The following is a 15,159-nucleotide window of genomic DNA, read 5'->3' as shown; positions in this document are numbered from 1 at the left end:
GACGCTCAGAACGACGTGAGGATGCCCGCGACGATCGAGCTGGCGGTCGCGCCGGGTTTCGCGACCGCGACGCCGCCGCCCGCCGCGCCGTTCACGACGAAGCGCGCATGCGCGCCGTTGCGCACCATCGCCGCGCCCGTGTACAGCACCGTGCGCTTCGACAGCGGATAGTCGAAGCGGATGCCGTACGAATCGGCGTTGCCGTCGCTGTCCGCGACCTTCCGGTAGTGGCCGATGCTCAGCAGCAGCGACGCGCGTCCGATCGGCACCGTCGCGCTGAGCTCCATCGTGTCGCTGTGCGGATACGCACTCTGGCTGTCGATCGCGGCCGCGACGTCGGGGCCGCCGCGATGGCGCATGTACAGCGCGGCGATCTTCACGACGCTGAAGTCATACGAGATCGCGCCGAGCGTGTAGTTGCCGTTCGCGGTCGTACTCGTTGTGCCGAGCGCGGATGCGGCGACCGGGCTGAACTTCTGCTGCATGTAGTCGACGTCGACCGACAACCCGCCGCGCGCGTAGTTGAGGCCCGCGCCGTACGTATCGCCGAGCGTCGCCGGCTGGCCGGCCGCGCCGTTGGTGCCGCGCGCGGCCATCGCGCGGAGCAGGAAGCCGGCGTAGCGCGGCGACGTGTAGCGCATCGAGTTGCGCACGCGCAGGAACGCGGGCCCGACGAAGTTGTTCGTCGCGTTGCCCCACGCGAGGCCCGCGCCGAGACCGGGCAGGCTGTACGTGACGAGCGTGGTGTGCAGGATCGTGTAGAGCTCGCCGAACTGCACGCCGCCGAACGGCCCGGTAATGCCGACCCACGCCTCGCGGCCGAACAGCGCGCTGCTGTTCGACAGCGCGCCGCTCGCGGCGTTGAAGCCGTCCTCGAGCTTGAAGATCGCCGCGTAGCCGCCGCCCAGATCCTCGACGCCCTTCAACCCCCACTGCGACGCCCACAGGTTGCCGCTGCCCATGCGCGTCACGTGGTTCGGCCCGGCGTTCGTGTATTCGATCGCGGTGTCGATGCGGCCGTAGAGCGTCACGCTCGATTGTGCGAGCGCCGGCAGCGATGCGCACGCCAGCAGCGCGGCAACCAGCGTGGCACGCGGTACGGCAAGCCGGTCGGCCCGCCCGTTCGGATGGTTCATCTTCGTCGTCCCGTAGTCATTCCGGCGCCGGTCGGCGTCGCGCCGCTCGATGTGAAACGCGTTCGCGATCTCGTGCGAACGCTGCCGATCAAAACCGGGCCGAGTCTAGGAACGACAATTTCGGACGTCGACGCAATCCGCTCTATAACGCTTATAGATGCGCCGCATGATGCGCGCGGGCCCCGTCGCACGCGCGCTGCGCGCCGCCCCGCACGCACGGCCTCGGTGTTTTCTTTATCCGGGTCGGTAAAGGTCCGTGTGGCGCGGCTGTCACTCCGGCTATGGCGGCCGAATTTGGCCGACTACGCTGCGTCTCCGACACGTGTCACCCGCACGCTTTCGCGCCGCGACGGCGCCCGGCCCGCGAGGCCGGCGCCGCGCCTTTCCACCGCCCGCTCCTGGAGAATCCGCATGTCCGCACCCACGGCCCGCGCTGCCGACGGCAAGCGCTATTCGTACGAATGGTATGTCGTCGTCATCTGCATGCTCGCGTACGTCTTTTCGTTCGTCGACCGTCAGGTGCTCGTCCTGATGATCGAACCGATCAAGCGCGACCTGCACCTGACCGACACGCAGTTCAGCCTGCTCAACGGCTTCGCGTTCTCGCTGTTCTACGCGGTGATGGGGCTGCCCGTCGCGTATCTCGCCGACCGCTACGCGCGCCCGCGCATCATCGCGCTCGGCATCGCGCTGTGGAGCGTCGCGACCGCCGCGTGCGGGCTCAGCCAGCAGTTCGTGCAGATGTTCGTCGCGCGGATGGGGGTCGGCGTCGGCGAGGCCGCGCTGTCGCCCGGCGCGTATTCGATGCTCGCCGACTACTTCCCGAAGGAGAAGCTCGGCCGCGCGATCGCCGTGTATTCGCTCGGCTCGTTCATCGGCGGCGGCGTCGCGTTCCTGATCGGCGGCTACGTGATCGCGCTGCTCAAGCACGCGAGCGCGTTCACGCTACCGCTCGTCGGGCAGGTGCACGCGTGGCAGGTCACGTTCCTGATCGTCGGGCTGCCGGGGATTCTCGTCGCGCTGCTGTTCGCCGCGACCGTGCGCGACCCGCAGCGCAAGGGGCTCGCGCAGGATCGCTCGGGCGCCGTGCGGCGCGTGTCGATGCGCGATTCGCTGCGCTTCGTCGGCACGCATCGCGCGACCTTCACGTGCCACTACCTCGGCTTCTCGTTCTACGCGATGACGCTGTACTGCCTGCTGAGCTGGACGCCCGCGTTCTATATGCGCCACTTCGGGATGACGGCCGTCGAAGCCGGCTACACGCTCGGCATCGTGCTGCTGGTGGCGAACACGGCCGGCGTGTTCTGCGGCGGCTGGCTCAACGACTGGCTGCTGCGCCGCGGACGCAGTGATGCGCCGATGCGTGCGGGCGCGATCGGCGCCGCGTGCATGGTGATTCCCGCGACGCTGTTCACGCAGCTCGACAGCCTGCCGGCGTCGCTCGCGATGCTCGTCGTCGCGATGTTCTTCGCGTCGTTCCCGATGCCGACCTCGACCGCCGCGATGCAGACGCTCGCGCCGAACCAGATGCGCGCGCAGATCTCCGCGCTGTTCCTGCTCGTGTCGAACCTGATCGCGCTCGGCATCGGCACCACCGTCGTCGCGCTGTTTACCGATCGCGTGTTCGGCGCGCCGGCGGCAGTTGGGCATTCGATGTCGATCGTCAACGTCGTCGCCGCCACGCTCGCCGCGCTCCTGCTCGCGGCCGGATGCCGGCAGTACCGTCGCAGTCTCGAGCGCGAGCGCGGCCATGCGGCTGCGTCGGTCAACGCCGCCAATGCGGCCGTCGACGGCGGCAACGCGGTCGCCGCACGCTGAGCGCGCGACGATCGGGCCGCGGTTCAATTATCCATCCCACTGATTCCGGCATCGCTTTTTTATCGATTTGATTTATGCGATGCCCGTCCCTATTCTCGGCTGCATGACGGCGCGGTATCTGCCGCGCCGGTTTCTTCCCTACCCCACGGAATACCCATGCAAGCGAACCGCCACCAGGTCCGGATCGATGCGCTGATCGACGCGGCGCAGGACATCCGCTGTTTCCGGGTCTCGCGCGTCGACGGCCAGCCGTTCGACGCGTACGAGCCGGGCGCCCATATCGACGTCACCGCGCCGTCCGGCGTCACGCGGCAGTATTCGCTGTGCGGCCGCCCCGACGAGCGCAGCAGCTATCTGTTCGCGGTGAAGAAGGAAGCGCGCTCGCGCGGCGGCTCGCGCTCGCTGCACGACGACGTGTGCGTCGGCGCCGAGCTGTCGATCGGCGCGCCGCGCAACCTGTTTCGTCTGACGGACGACGCAAGCGAACATGTGCTGATCGCGGCCGGGATCGGCATCACGCCGCTGCTGTCGATGGCGTATGCACTCGAGCAGCGCGGCGCGCGCTACCGGTTGCACTACTTCGCGCGCAGCCGGGAACACGCGGCCTTCGTCGACGAACTGTCGGCCGCCCCGTTCGCCGCGCACGTGACATTCCACTACGGCATCGAGCCCGACGCGCTGGCGGCCGAGCTCGGCCACTGCGTCGAAGCGATCGATGCGCATGCGCATGTGTACACGTGCGGCCCCGGCCCGTTCATGGATGCGGTCGTCGCGGCGGCGTCAATGAGGATTCCCGAGGACGCGATTCATCTCGAACGCTTCGCGGCGGAACCGGCCGCGGCCGATGCCGCCACGGATGCCGCGCCGGCCGAAGGCTTCGAAGTGCGGCTGCAGCGCAGCGGGCAATCGGTGCGCGTCGCGCCCGACACGTCGATCGTCGACGCGCTCGCGCGCATCGGCATCGAGGTTGACACGTCATGCGGCGAAGGCGTGTGCGGCACCTGCATGGTGCCGGTGCTCGACGGCGAGCCCGATCATCGCGACCACTGCCTCAGCAAGGCCGAGCGCGCGAGCAACACGGTGATCTGCTGCTGCGTGTCGCGTGCGCGCTCGGCGGTGCTGGTCCTCGATCTCTGATTCGCTGATGAGCTGACGGCGACGATGCGCGGGTGCGCTCGCGTCGGCCCGCGCTCGATCTCGGATGCGCCGATGCACTGACGCGACGATGCGCGAGTGCATCGCGACGGCCCGCGCGTCGATCTCGGATGCGCTGGTGCGCGGCTGCATCGCGACGGCCCGCCCCCGCGCTCACGCTTCGTCGAAATGCTCGACGATCTCGGCGAGCAGCGCGCGCATCCACGCGATGCCCTCGTCCTCGTGAAAGTGCTCGTGCCAGTGCATCGTGACCGGCGCGGGCGGCAACGTCACCGGCAGGTCGTACAGCCGGAACGCGTTGCCGCGGTTCAGGATCTGCGCGAGCCGCCTCGGCAGCGTCGCATAGAGATCGGTGACCGACAGCACGCTCGGCAGCGCAACGAAGTGCGGCACTTCGAGCGCGATGTTGCGGCCCACGCCCTGCGCGCGCAATGCGTCGTCGAGCGCGTGGTGGCTGTGCTCGACCGATTTCACGTTGACGTGCGCGGCGCGCACGAACTGCTCGAGGCTCAGCGCCGCGCCGGCCGGCAACCCGCGCCGGCGGCCCGTCATGCACACGTAGGTTTCCTCGAACAGCACCTGGTGGCGCGTGCGCGGCATCAGCTCCGGCAGGTTGCCGATCGCGAAGTCCAGCCGGCTCGCGCGCAGCGCCTCCTCGATCTCCTCCACCGGCAGCGGCTGCACGCTCAGCGTCACGCGCGGCGCGCGCTCGCGCAGCGCCTGGCAGATCGCCGGCAGGTACGCCATCTCGCCCGCGTCCGACAGCGACAGCCGGAACGTGCGCGTGCTCGACGCCGGATCGAAACGCTCCGCATAGCGCAGCGCGACGCGCACCATGTCGAGCGCCTTGCCGACGATCCCCGCGAGTTCGAGCGCGACCGGCGTGGGCTGCATCCCCGCGCGCGTGCGCACGAACAGCGGATCGTCGAACAGCGTGCGCAGCCGCCCGAGCGAATAGCTGACGGCCGGCTGCGACAGCGCGAGCCGCTCGCCGGCCTTGGTCAGGCTGCGCTCCTCGACGATCGCCTGGAACACCCGCAACAGGTTCAGATCGAGATGATCGACCGATGTCATCGTGACCTCCATCATTTGCCGTATTTATTTGATCAGCAATTTTAGATCAATTTGACGGATATGTAGCAGAAGCCGAGACTGGTCTCCCGACGCTGCGCACAGCGCGGCCCGACTTCGCGACTCTTTCCCCACGACGACGATGAGCGACATTCCCTACCAGACGATCGACACCCGCGCGTTGCACGGCTTCGCGCAGCCCGACCGCATCGCGCCCGCGATGTATCACGACCCCGCGCTGTTCGAAGCCGAGCTCGACCGCATCTTCTACCGCACCTGGATCTGGGTCGCGCACGACAGCGAATTGCCGAACCCGGGCGACTTCATCACGACGACGATCGGCCGCCAGCCGGTGATCGTCGTGCGCGACAAGACCGGCGAGATCAACGTGCTGCAGAACCGCTGCCGCCACCGCGGCGCGACCGTGTGCGAATCGCACAAGGGCAATGCGAAGGGCTTCACGTGCCCGTATCACAGCTGGTCGTACGCGCTCGACGGCACGCTGCGCGCGCTGCCGTACGGCGACGGCTACGAAGGCGTGTGCGAGAAAGGCGACCTGCCGCTCGTGAAGCTGCGCGTCGGCGTGTATCAAGGGCTGATCTTCGCGAGCTTCAACGACGACATCGAACCGCTCGAGGATTTCCTCGGCGGCGCAAAGCCGTGGATCGACCTGTTCATGAAGCAGGGCGCCGGCTACCCGATCAAGGCGAACGGCGAGCACAAGTTCAAGTTCAAGGGCAACTGGAAGATCCAGCTCGAGAACACGACGGACCTCTATCACTTCCCGGTCGTGCACAAGTCGTGGATGAAGTCGATCGACGATGAAACAGCCGCCGCGATCACGAGCTTCATGACGAGCGAGCACGCGTTCTGTCGCGCGCTCGGCAACGGCCACAGCCTCGCGGTGCTGATGCCCGAGCTGATCGATCTCGACGAAGACGACGGCGCGCCGCTGCCCGAGCGCTTCGCGCCGCTCGCGGCAACACTCGCCGAGCGCCACGCGCCGGACGAAGTGCGCCGCATCGTGCGCTCGCTGCTGGGCGTCGGCTTCAACCTGAACCTGTTTCCGAACCTCGCGTTGTCGATGGCGTTCTTCCGCGTGCTGCGGCCGATCTCCGCGAACGAAACCGAGATCCGCCACGTCGCGCTCGCGATGGACGGCGGCCCCGACGAAGCGAACCGCGAGCGGCTGCGCATCCACGAGCACTTTCAGGGCCCGTTCGGCTTCGGCAGCCCCGACGACGCGGAAGCGTGGGAGCGCGTGCAGCGCGGCGCGCATGCGGGCCCCGACGTGCCGATCCTCGTGAACCGCGGGCTGAACCGCGAGACGACCGCCGCGAACGGCGAAAAGACCGCGCATGCGACCGACGAGACCGGCATGCGCGAGGCCTACCAGCAATGGCGCAAGTTGATGGAGCAAGCATGATGGACGACCGCAACGCCCTTTTCTCGCAGCAGACCTTCGCCCGCGCGGTCGAATTCGTGTGGCGCGAAGCCGAGTTGCTCGACCGCCGCGACTATCGCGCGTGGCTCGACCTGTGGGATCCGGCCGGCCACTACGTGGTGCCGATCGATCCCGACGCCACGGATTTCGCGGCGACGCTGAACTACGTGTTCGACGACCAGGACATGCGCGAGAAGCGCGTGCAGCGGATGCTGTCCGGTTACTCGGCGTCGGCAAGCGACGCGGCGCGCACGGTGCGCACCGTGTCGCGCTTCACGCTGGAAAGCAGCAGCGCCGGCATCGTCGAGCTGAAATCCGCACAGGTCGTCGTCGCGTACAAGCGCGGCGTCGCGACGCTGTTCGCGGCCGACGTCACGCACAAGCTGCACGTCGACGCCGAAGGCGAGATGCGTATCGCCGAGAAGGTCGTGCGCCTGATCGACTCGACCGAAGCGCTCAGCGCGATCGGCTTCCTGCTGTAACGCGCGGCCGGTTCGCCGCCGCCTGCGCGACGGTGAGCCAGTCGCCTTCACCTGCAAACGGCCACCGGTTCGCCATCGCCAGCGCAACGGTGAGCCGGTCACCTTCACCTGCAAACGGCCACCCGTTCCCCGCCGCCAGCGCAACGGTGAACCGGTCACCTTCACCTTTCCGGACGACCATGCCCACACTCGAAGTTTTCCTGCCGGCCGGCCACGACGACGCACGCAAGGCCGAGCTGATTGCGCGGCTGTCCGGCGCGACCGTCGACGCGATCGGCGCGCCGATCGAATCGGTGCGCGTGCTGCTCACCGAATTGCCCGCGACCCATATCGGCCTCGGCGGGCGCACGGCCGCGGACGGCGCGCCGCCGTCGCTGCCGGTAATCGTCGCGATCCTGATCGCCGGGCGCACCGACGAACAGAAACGCGCGCTGATCGCTGCGCTGTCGGATGCCGGCGCGAACGTGCTCGATGCGCCGTTGCAGGCGACGCGCGTGATCATCAAGGACATCCCGAACACCGACTTCGGGATCGGCGGCCAGACCGCGCGGGCGCTGGGGCGCTGATCGTGTGCCGCGCGTCGCAGCCCCGCCGTGACGCACATGAATCACGTAGAGCACGTGAAGCAACGTGCCGGCTACGCCTGCGCGTCGGCGAGCGGCAGCGTCACGCGGCAGTCGAGGCCGCCACCTTCGGCCGGACTCGCGCCGATGCGGCCGCCGTGGCGCGTGACGATGCTCTTGCACAGCGACAGCCCGATCCCGTTGCCGCCGGCCTTCGACGACGAGAAGCCGTCGAACAGCCGGTCGTGCGCCCCTTCGGCGACACCGGGGCCGTTGTCGATCGCGCGCAGTTCCGCGTGCCCGTCGACGTTCGCGGTGCCGAGCGTCAGCGTGCGCGGCGTGCGCTCACAGCCGGCGAACGCCTCGATCGCGTTGAACGCGAGGTTGAGCACCACCTGCCCGATCAGCACCCGCTCGCAGCGGATCGGCAGCGGCGCATCGGCCTGCACGATCGCGACCGTCACGCCCGCTTCCTTCGCACGCAGCTCGATGAAATACGCAACATCGGCGAGGATCTCGCGCAGGTCGGCGAGCGCGACAGCCGGCTCGCGCTTCACGATGAACTCGCGCACGCTCTTGATGATGAGCGCCGCATGCTCGGCCTGCCGGTCCGCGCTGCGCAGCCCCCAGATCGCATCGTCGACGGCGCCGCGCGCATTCAGCCGCCGCACCGCGCCCTCGATGAAGTTGCGCACGGCCGCGAGCGGCTGGCTCAGCTCGTGCGCGATCACGCTTGCCATCTCGCCCATCGCGTTGTAGCGGCCCGCGTATTCGAGCATGCGCGCTTCCGCACGCCGTGCGTCCTCGATCGCGACTTCGTCGCTCACGTCGCGAAACTGCACGAGCAGCCCGTCGAGATCGCCTTCGATCTCGACCTGCCGGCACAGGATGCGCAGCCAACATGTGGAACCGTCGCGCCGCACGATCCGGTAACGCTGCGGCTCGGACGGGCACGCCGACGGCGCATCGCGCAACTGCGCGACGAGCCGGTCGCGGTCGGCCGCGCTGCAGTAGTCGAGCACCTCGCCGAGCGCTTCGTCCGGCGCGAGCCCGAGCACGCGCCGGCCCGACTCGCTGATGAACTGCACGCGGCCCTGTGGCGTGACGACCGCGATCCCTTCGTCGAGATCCTGCATGAACTCGCGCAGCCGCGCCTCGTAGCGGCGCAGTTGCTGGCGCACCGCCTCTTCCGCGCTGATGTCGCGGAACTGCACCATCACGACGTCGCGCCCGCGCAGCGGCACGTAGGTGGCGGTCGCCTCCGACAGCATGTCGACGCCCGTGCGCGATCGGTAGCACCACTCGTACACCTGCGGGCCGTCGACGAGCGCGCGATCCCACGCGCTCACGGCGATCTCGCGGCGGTATTTCGGTTCGGGACGCGTCATGTCCTGCGCCTTCAGCGGCAGCAGCTCCTCGACGGAAAAACCGAGCGCGATGCACGCGGCGCGGTTCGCCCACACGATCGCCCGGGTCTGCGCGTCGTGCAGCAGCACGCAGGTGGTCAATGCGTCGAGCAGCCGGTGGAAGTCGTCTTCGTCGGGAAAACTCATGATCGGATTCGGATGAAGGCGCGCGGCGTCGCGCGGCCGGATGTCCAACATAGCACCGGCGTGCGCGGCCCGCATCTGAAGATTTCTTTAGTCCGGCACGGAGCGACACCAGTCACGCGGCGCTACGCACCAATTGCTGCGGGTTTTCGACGTTTCTAGACTAGGCCCCATGCATCGTCTTGCCCCCGCAACCGAACCCCATCCCCAGGAGACCGCCATGCCCAACGCCGCCCTCGCCATCGACGCCGCGCCCCCCTCGCCGCACGCGGTCCGTGAAGCGGCCGCGCGGGTGTCGCCGCTCGACGCCGTGATCGAGACCGTCGCCGCGCGCCGCGACGAATTCGACCGCCTGTCGCACGTGCCGCGCGACGTGATCGCGCTGTTCAAGGAAGCCGGCATCTATCGCGCGGGCACGCCGCGCCGCTTCGGCGGCGACGCGCTCGCGCCGGGCGCGTTCCTCGACATGATCGAGCGGATCGCGACCGCCGACGGGTCGGCCGCGTGGGTCGCGAGCTTCGGCTCGGCCAACGTCTATCTCGCCGCGCTGCCGCTCGCCACGCAGGCCGAGCTGTACGCGAGCGGCCCCGACCAGGTGTTCGCGGGCGGGCTGTTCCCGGTGCAGCCGGCGCAGACGGCCCCCGGCGGCTGGCGAGTGAACGGCACGTGGAAGTTCGCGAGCGGCTGCAAGGGCGCCGACTGGCTCGGCGTCGGCATCGCGGTGCCCGGCGCGCAGGACGCCGCGCCGAACAAGCCGCGCACGGCCGTGTTCCGTGCCGCCGACGTCGAGATCGTCGAGAACTGGAGCGTGGTCGGCATGCAGGGCACCGGCAGCCACGACCTGCGCGTCGACGATCGCTTCGTGCCCGAAGCGTGGACCTTCGTGCGCGGCGGCGAGGCGACCGTCGACGAGCCGCTGTACCGCTATCCGACCGTCGCGTATGCGGCGCAGGTGCTCGCCGTGGTCAACCTCGGGCTGGCCCGCGCGGCGCTCGACGTCGCGAACCGGATGTCGGGCGGCCGCCAGACGACCACCGGCGCGCCGCGCCTCGCCGATCGCGCGTATTTCCGCATCGAGCTCGCGAAGGCCGAGGCGCAGTTGCGCTCGGCACGCGCGTTCTTCTACGACGCGACCGACTCGGTCTGGCAATCGATCCTCGCGGGGAACCCCGTGACGCCCGAGCAGGTCAGCCTGCTGAGGCTCGCCGCCACGCACATCGCCCGCGAAGGCGCGAGCGTCGTCGAGCGCGCGTATCGCCTCGGCGGCACGGCCGCGATCTATCGCACGCATCCGCTGCAGCGCCTGCTGCGCGACGCGATGGTCGTCACGCAGCACGCGTTTCTCGGCGAAGGCAACTTCGACGGCGCGGGCGCGGTGTTCACCGGCGTCACGCCGTTTCCCGGCTATCTGTAATTCGCGTCGCTTCGCCGCGACGCCGCTCAACGCATTCTTCAGGAGAACCTGTCATGTCCGATTCGAATCCGCTGCCGCTGCGCGTGCTGTTCTGCTGCGGCGTGTCGCAAAACTTCTTCGACCTGCCGCGCGAGAAGATCGGCGAAGTGTGGCAAGCGTACGGCGCGATGCTCGCCGCCGTCGAGGCGATGCCCGGCGTACGCGTGCTAGGCGTGATGGATGACGACCGCCTCGTCGTCGGCCAGGCCGACGGCGCGCCGTGGACCTTCTACATCATGGCCGACGTCGCCGACTTCGACACGACGGTCGCGGTCTGCAACCTGTATCGCACGACGCCCGTCGGCGAATACAACCTGTGGCGTTACGGCAAGATCGAGGCGCGGGTCGGCCGCGCGCTGACCGTGCCGCCGGCCGCGCGCCCCGCGTCGTGAGGCGCGCGATGACCGGATCCGATTCGGCCCGCTCGATCGATGCACGCGAAGTGCTTGAAGTGCTCGAAGCCCTTGAACGGCGCGTGGCGACGCTCGACGCCGAACGCGCGGTGCGCGCGACGATCACGCGCTACATGGCGCTGTGCGACGTGCCCGAGGATGCCGGCGACGGCCCGGCGCTCGCCGCGCTGTTCACGGCCGATGCGGTGTGGGAAGGCATCGGCCCGCAGTACGCGCGCAAGTTCGGCCGCCTCGAAGGCACGGACGCGATCGTCGCGATGCTGCGCCGCTATCTGCCGCCCGAGCCGCATTTCGCGGCGAACCTGCACTTCCTGACGTCGGAGTCGATCGACGTCGGCGCCGATCTCGCGACCGCGCGCGGCCGCTGGATCATGCTGCAGGCGTCGCGCCATGTGGACGGCACGGCCGAGCTGATCGCCGCGCGGCTGACCGTCGATTTCGCGCCGGCCGAGGGCGGCACCGCGTGGCTGATCCGCCATTTCCGCACCGAGCGCGTGCTCGACGGCCCGTGGCCGCTCGCCGCCGCGTCGCGGCCTTGAACCTCTTCACTGCGCTCGCACGCCATCGCACCATGACAGGCTTCATCGACACCTTCACGCTGGGCGGCCCGGGCCCGACGATCGCGATCAAGGACACGATCGACATCGCCGGCCATCCGACCCGCGCGGCCAGCCGCGCGCTCGCCGACGCGCCGCCCGCCGCGCGGCACGCGGACGTGGTCCGCCTGCTGCTCGACGCCGGCTGGCAGATCGCCGGCAAGGCGAACATGCACGAGCTCGCGTTCGGCATGACCGGCATCAACGACTACACCGGCACGCCGGTCAATCCGCAGGATCCGACGCGCATTCCGGGCGGCTCGTCGAGCGGCTCGGCGTCGCTCGTCGGGCTCGGCGTCGTCGACGCCGCGCTCGGCACCGACACCGGCGGCTCGATTCGCGGGCCGGCCGCCTGCTGCGGCGTGGCCGGGCTCAAGCCGACGTTCGGCCGCGTGTCGCGGCGCGGCGTCGCGCCCGCCGACACCACGCTCGATTGCGTCGGACCGTTCGCGCGCGACGTCGACACGCTCGCGGCCGTGATGACCGCCATCGCACCGGGCTTCGACCGCACGCGCGCGGCAGCGCCCGTTGCAGGCTGCACGATCGCGCACGTGATCGTCGATGCCGACGCGGCCATCGTCGCCGCGCTCGACACGGCGCTGCGCGCGTCCGGCCTGCGCGTACGCGAAGCCGTGCTCGACGAGCTGCCGGCCGCGTTCGCGGCCGGGCTCGCTGTCATCAACGCGGAAACGTCGCGCGCATTCGGTCATCTCGTCGCCACCGGCAAGCTCGGCGCCGATCTCGATGCGCGGCTGCGCACGGCCGCGACGACGACACCGGCCGCGCTCGACGAAGCCGAAGCCGTGCGCGCACGCTTCACCGCGCAGGTCGATGCCGCGCTCGAGCATGCGGACGTGCTGGTGCTGCCGACGCTGCCCGCGTTGCCGATCACGCTTCAGCAGGCACGCGACGGCGTGTCGGTGATTGCGATGTCGTCGCTGATCCGGCCGTTCAATTTGAGCGGCCACCCGGCGCTCAGCCTGCCGCTGCCGCTCGCGGGAACGCAGTTGAAGGCCGGCTTGCAGATCGTCGGACGCAAGGGCGCGGACGAACACGTGTGCGCCGTCGCCGCGCACTTCGAGGCGGCGCTCGCCGCCTGAACCACGATGCGGGCGCCGCTTCGGCCATGCGCCCGCGAACCAGGGAATCACGCACCATGTCAGATCGAGTCGTCCTCGTCACCGGCGCCGCGCGCGGGCTCGGCGCCGTCATCGCCGAACGCTTTCACGCGGCCGGCTATCGCGTCGCGCTGGCCGACATCGCCGCCGACGCCATTCAAGCGCATGCGCGCGAACTCGACCCGAGCGGCGAACGCGCGATCGCGCTGCCGCTCGACGTCACGTTGAAGCGCGACTTCGAAGCCGCGCGCGATGCGCTCGTCGCGCGCTGGGGCACGATCGACGTGCTCGTCAACAATGCCGGCGCGTCGAAGGTCGTGCCCGCGATGGAGATCACGGCCGAGCAGTTCGATCAGGTGATCGACGTGAACCTGCGCAGCGTGCTGTTCGGTTGCCAGGTATTCGGCCAGTACTTCGCGACGCGCGGCGCGGGCCGCATCGTCAACATCGCGTCGCTCGCCGGACAGAACGGCGGCTCGGCGACGGGCGCGCACTACGCGGCCGCGAAGGGCGGCACGCTAACGCTGACCAAGGTATTCGCGCGCGATCTCGCCGCGCAGGGCGTGACCGTCAACGCGATCTCGCCGGGTCCGCTCGACTTGCCGATCGTGTACGAGAGCGTCGCGCCGGAAAAGCTGCGGCAGGTGCTCGCGAGCCTGCCGGGCGGCAAGCTCGGCTCGGCCGGTTTCGTCGCGGATGCGGCGGTGCTGCTCGCGTCGGGCGATGCGCATTTCGCGAACGGCGCATGCTGGGACATCAACGGCGGGTTGTACATGCGCTGAGCGTTGAACGTGGCGCGCTTCGGCGCGCATTCGCGCAGCTAGCCAGCATCTAGCGCGGCGTTTCGTTGTCGCCGCCCCACACGACCATCACGTCGCGCACGAGCGCGGCGATCGACGTCGCGCCGAGCTTCTCCTTGATGCTCGCGCGATGCACGTCGACGGTCTTCACGCTGATCGACAGGTCCGACGCGATCTGCTTGCTGCCCTTGCCGTCGACGACGCCGCGCAGGACTTCCTTCTCGCGCGCGGTCAGTGCATCGAGCCGCTGGCGCAGCTCGCGGTGATGCCGGTCGACCGCGTGCCGTTGTTGCGCGAGCCGCAGCGCGCGTTGCACGCGCTCGAGCATCTGCTGCGAGTTGTACGGCTTCTCGACGAAGTCGATCGCGCCGTTCTGCAGCGCGCGCACCGACATCGGAATGTCGCCGTGCCCGCTGACGAAGATCACCGGCAGCGTCGCGCCGCGCGCATTCAGCTCCGCCTGCACGTCGAACCCGCTTTTCTCCGGCATCCGCACGTCGAGCACCAGGCACGCGGGCAGGTTCACGTCGAAGCGCGCGAGAAAGTCGGCGGCATTCGCGAATCCTTCGGACGCGATGCCGACCGATTCGAGCAACCAGGCGAGCGACGTCCGCATGCCGCTGTCGTCGTCGACGATGTATACGATCGGGGCGGGTGACGTCATCGGGGTGTCTCGCAAAATATCGGTATCGGTATCGCACGCGCCGCATATCAGGCAAGCGTCGTTCGTCAGGGGTGTGCGGCACATCATAACGAGCCGAAAATGCGCTGAATACCCCTTCACGTGCCGCGTGAACGCCCGATCGCAGTTTTTTTCGCGCGCCGCGCCGCGCATCTAGGTAGAACCTTTAGACGCGTTGGCGGGAACGCCAGCTTCGGCATCAATCGTGCGAATGTTCGCCGGCTTTTTCGTGACGTACGCTTGGATCATCGTCGACGATCCGATGCCGCATCGATACCATGCACGATCGCCGCACTCATCCAATCAGGAGCGCCCATGTCCGCCACGACCGACACCCCGCAACCGGCGCGCGCCGAACCGACCGACGCGCAAAAGGCCTTCCGGCAAGCGATGGCCCACCTCGGCGCGGCCGTCAACGTGATCACCACCGCGGGGCCGCACGGCCGTTGCGGGATCACGGCGAGCGCCGTCTGTTCCGTCACCGATGCGCCGCCGACGCTGCTCGTGTGCCTGAACCGGTCGAGCGCGATGCACGCGATCTTCGAGCGCAATCGGCACGTGTGCATCAACGTGCTGCCGGCCGAGCACGAACTGCTCGCCCGGCATTTCGCGGGGCTCACCGAGCTGCCGATGGAGCGCCGCTTCGAATTGCCGGTGTGGGATCGCGGCGAGCAGGACGTGCCCGTGCTGCGCGACGCGCTCGCGAGCCTGCAGGGGACGATCGCCGAGATGAAGGAAGTCGGATCGCATTCGGTGATGTTCATCGAGGCGACGTCGATCCGCGTGCGCCACGACGGCGACAGCCTCATCTACTTCAGCCGCGCGTTTCATCGCGTGGCGCGCACGGCCTGCGTGCGGTGACCTGCCGCTGACGACCG

General features: G+C 69.1%; 15 protein-coding genes. 11 read left to right on the top strand and 4 right to left on the bottom strand.

Features of this window, described 5'->3' with window-relative positions:
- Nucleotides 1-5: 5 nt before the first annotated feature.
- Nucleotides 6-1,136, bottom strand: a complete 1,131-nt coding sequence (locus ACP26O_RS24690) for a porin (RefSeq protein ID WP_175666154.1) — start codon at nucleotides 1,134-1,136, stop codon at nucleotides 6-8.
- A gap of 411 nt (nucleotides 1,137-1,547) precedes the next feature.
- On the opposite strand from ACP26O_RS24690, the gene ACP26O_RS24685 reads away from it, so the two are divergent.
- Both ACP26O_RS24685 and ACP26O_RS24680 read left to right on the top strand, forming a co-directional pair.
- Nucleotides 1,548-2,954 (top strand): spinster family MFS transporter, encoded by a 1,407-nt coding sequence (locus ACP26O_RS24685; protein ID WP_175666153.1) that lies wholly within the window; start codon nucleotides 1,548-1,550, stop codon nucleotides 2,952-2,954.
- A gap of 156 nt (nucleotides 2,955-3,110) precedes the next feature.
- Entirely contained in the window at nucleotides 3,111-4,091 is a 981-nt protein-coding gene (locus tag ACP26O_RS24680; RefSeq protein ID WP_175666152.1) for a PDR/VanB family oxidoreductase, read from the top strand.
- A gap of 171 nt (nucleotides 4,092-4,262) precedes the next feature.
- Here ACP26O_RS24680 and ACP26O_RS24675 read toward each other — a convergent pair whose 3' ends face one another.
- Nucleotides 4,263-5,183: a LysR family transcriptional regulator gene (locus ACP26O_RS24675; protein WP_165752519.1), complete on the bottom strand. Its 921-nt coding sequence runs from the start codon at nucleotides 5,181-5,183 to the stop codon at nucleotides 4,263-4,265.
- A 139-nt stretch (nucleotides 5,184-5,322) separates the two neighbouring features.
- Here ACP26O_RS24675 and ACP26O_RS24670 point away from each other — a divergent pair, with 139 nt between their 5' ends.
- From ACP26O_RS24670 to ACP26O_RS24660, 3 genes are all read left to right on the top strand, one after another.
- Nucleotides 5,323-6,606, top strand: coding sequence for an aromatic ring-hydroxylating oxygenase subunit alpha (locus ACP26O_RS24670; RefSeq protein ID WP_126226587.1), 1,284 nt, complete (start codon nucleotides 5,323-5,325; stop codon nucleotides 6,604-6,606).
- Nucleotides 6,603-7,106 carry an aromatic-ring-hydroxylating dioxygenase subunit beta gene (locus ACP26O_RS24665; RefSeq protein ID WP_175662303.1) on the top strand — a complete coding sequence of 168 codons (504 nt, stop codon included), beginning with the start codon at nucleotides 6,603-6,605 and terminating at the stop codon, nucleotides 7,104-7,106. Before ACP26O_RS24670 ends, ACP26O_RS24665 begins: the two co-directional genes overlap by 4 nt.
- A gap of 179 nt (nucleotides 7,107-7,285) precedes the next feature.
- Nucleotides 7,286-7,672, top strand: a complete 387-nt coding sequence (locus ACP26O_RS24660) for a 2-hydroxymuconate tautomerase family protein (protein WP_006752139.1) — start codon at nucleotides 7,286-7,288, stop codon at nucleotides 7,670-7,672.
- A gap of 71 nt (nucleotides 7,673-7,743) precedes the next feature.
- Here ACP26O_RS24660 and ACP26O_RS24655 read toward each other — a convergent pair whose 3' ends face one another.
- Nucleotides 7,744-9,297 carry a sensor histidine kinase gene (locus ACP26O_RS24655; protein ID WP_175666151.1) on the bottom strand — a complete coding sequence of 518 codons (1,554 nt, stop codon included), beginning with the start codon at nucleotides 9,295-9,297 and terminating at the stop codon, nucleotides 7,744-7,746.
- Between the two features lie 142 nt (nucleotides 9,298-9,439).
- Here ACP26O_RS24655 and ACP26O_RS24650 point away from each other — a divergent pair, with 142 nt between their 5' ends.
- The 5 genes from ACP26O_RS24650 to ACP26O_RS24630 are packed head-to-tail and all read left to right on the top strand — an operon-like array spanning nucleotide 9,440 to nucleotide 13,581.
- Nucleotides 9,440-10,633, top strand: coding sequence for an acyl-CoA dehydrogenase family protein (locus ACP26O_RS24650; RefSeq protein ID WP_175666150.1), 1,194 nt, complete (start codon nucleotides 9,440-9,442; stop codon nucleotides 10,631-10,633).
- A gap of 53 nt (nucleotides 10,634-10,686) precedes the next feature.
- Nucleotides 10,687-11,064 (top strand): hypothetical protein, encoded by a 378-nt coding sequence (locus ACP26O_RS24645; RefSeq protein WP_011660268.1) that lies wholly within the window; start codon nucleotides 10,687-10,689, stop codon nucleotides 11,062-11,064.
- An 8-nt stretch (nucleotides 11,065-11,072) separates the two neighbouring features.
- Nucleotides 11,073-11,624: a nuclear transport factor 2 family protein gene (locus tag ACP26O_RS24640; RefSeq protein ID WP_175666149.1), complete on the top strand. Its 552-nt coding sequence runs from the start codon at nucleotides 11,073-11,075 to the stop codon at nucleotides 11,622-11,624.
- A gap of 32 nt (nucleotides 11,625-11,656) precedes the next feature.
- Nucleotides 11,657-12,781 (top strand): amidase, encoded by a 1,125-nt coding sequence (locus ACP26O_RS24635; RefSeq protein WP_175666180.1) that lies wholly within the window; start codon nucleotides 11,657-11,659, stop codon nucleotides 12,779-12,781.
- A 56-nt stretch (nucleotides 12,782-12,837) separates the two neighbouring features.
- Nucleotides 12,838-13,581, top strand: coding sequence for an SDR family NAD(P)-dependent oxidoreductase (locus ACP26O_RS24630; protein WP_175666148.1), 744 nt, complete (start codon nucleotides 12,838-12,840; stop codon nucleotides 13,579-13,581).
- A gap of 49 nt (nucleotides 13,582-13,630) precedes the next feature.
- Here the strand turns inward: ACP26O_RS24630 and ACP26O_RS24625 are convergent, their stop codons facing one another.
- Nucleotides 13,631-14,263 carry a response regulator transcription factor gene (locus ACP26O_RS24625; protein ID WP_011660264.1) on the bottom strand — a complete coding sequence of 211 codons (633 nt, stop codon included), beginning with the start codon at nucleotides 14,261-14,263 and terminating at the stop codon, nucleotides 13,631-13,633.
- A 333-nt stretch (nucleotides 14,264-14,596) separates the two neighbouring features.
- On the opposite strand from ACP26O_RS24625, the gene hpaC reads away from it, so the two are divergent.
- Nucleotides 14,597-15,142 carry a 4-hydroxyphenylacetate 3-monooxygenase, reductase component gene (gene hpaC, locus ACP26O_RS24620; RefSeq protein WP_011660263.1) on the top strand — a complete coding sequence of 182 codons (546 nt, stop codon included), beginning with the start codon at nucleotides 14,597-14,599 and terminating at the stop codon, nucleotides 15,140-15,142.
- The last annotated feature ends 17 nt before the right edge of the window (nucleotides 15,143-15,159 follow it).

The organism is Burkholderia sp. R-40, from assembly GCF_049942845.1.
Taxonomy (GTDB): Bacteria; Pseudomonadota; Gammaproteobacteria; order Burkholderiales; family Burkholderiaceae; genus Burkholderia; species Burkholderia ambifaria.
Note: the sequence above shows the minus strand (reverse complement) of the source record. Positions and strands in the feature narration are given on the sequence as shown.

Coding starts and splice junctions, on each gene's coding strand:
- ACP26O_RS24685 (WP_175666153.1), top strand. CDS start 1,548: ATGTCCGCACCCACGGCCCGCGCTGCCGACGGCAAGCGCTATTCGTAC.
- ACP26O_RS24680 (WP_175666152.1), top strand. CDS start 3,111: ATGCAAGCGAACCGCCACCAGGTCCGGATCGATGCGCTGATCGACGCG.
- ACP26O_RS24640 (WP_175666149.1), top strand. CDS start 11,073: ATGACCGGATCCGATTCGGCCCGCTCGATCGATGCACGCGAAGTGCTT.
- ACP26O_RS24625 (WP_011660264.1), bottom strand. CDS start 14,263: ATGACGTCACCCGCCCCGATCGTATACATCGTCGACGACGACAGCGGC.
- ACP26O_RS24635 (WP_175666180.1), top strand. CDS start 11,657: ATGACAGGCTTCATCGACACCTTCACGCTGGGCGGCCCGGGCCCGACG.
- ACP26O_RS24665 (WP_175662303.1), top strand. CDS start 6,603: ATGATGGACGACCGCAACGCCCTTTTCTCGCAGCAGACCTTCGCCCGC.
- ACP26O_RS24645 (WP_011660268.1), top strand. CDS start 10,687: ATGTCCGATTCGAATCCGCTGCCGCTGCGCGTGCTGTTCTGCTGCGGC.
- ACP26O_RS24670 (WP_126226587.1), top strand. CDS start 5,323: ATGAGCGACATTCCCTACCAGACGATCGACACCCGCGCGTTGCACGGC.
- ACP26O_RS24655 (WP_175666151.1), bottom strand. CDS start 9,297: ATGCGGGCCGCGCACGCCGGTGCTATGTTGGACATCCGGCCGCGCGAC.
- ACP26O_RS24650 (WP_175666150.1), top strand. CDS start 9,440: ATGCCCAACGCCGCCCTCGCCATCGACGCCGCGCCCCCCTCGCCGCAC.
- hpaC (WP_011660263.1), top strand. CDS start 14,597: ATGTCCGCCACGACCGACACCCCGCAACCGGCGCGCGCCGAACCGACC.
- ACP26O_RS24660 (WP_006752139.1), top strand. CDS start 7,286: ATGCCCACACTCGAAGTTTTCCTGCCGGCCGGCCACGACGACGCACGC.
- ACP26O_RS24630 (WP_175666148.1), top strand. CDS start 12,838: ATGTCAGATCGAGTCGTCCTCGTCACCGGCGCCGCGCGCGGGCTCGGC.
- ACP26O_RS24690 (WP_175666154.1), bottom strand. CDS start 1,136: ATGAACCATCCGAACGGGCGGGCCGACCGGCTTGCCGTACCGCGTGCC.
- ACP26O_RS24675 (WP_165752519.1), bottom strand. CDS start 5,183: ATGACATCGGTCGATCATCTCGATCTGAACCTGTTGCGGGTGTTCCAG.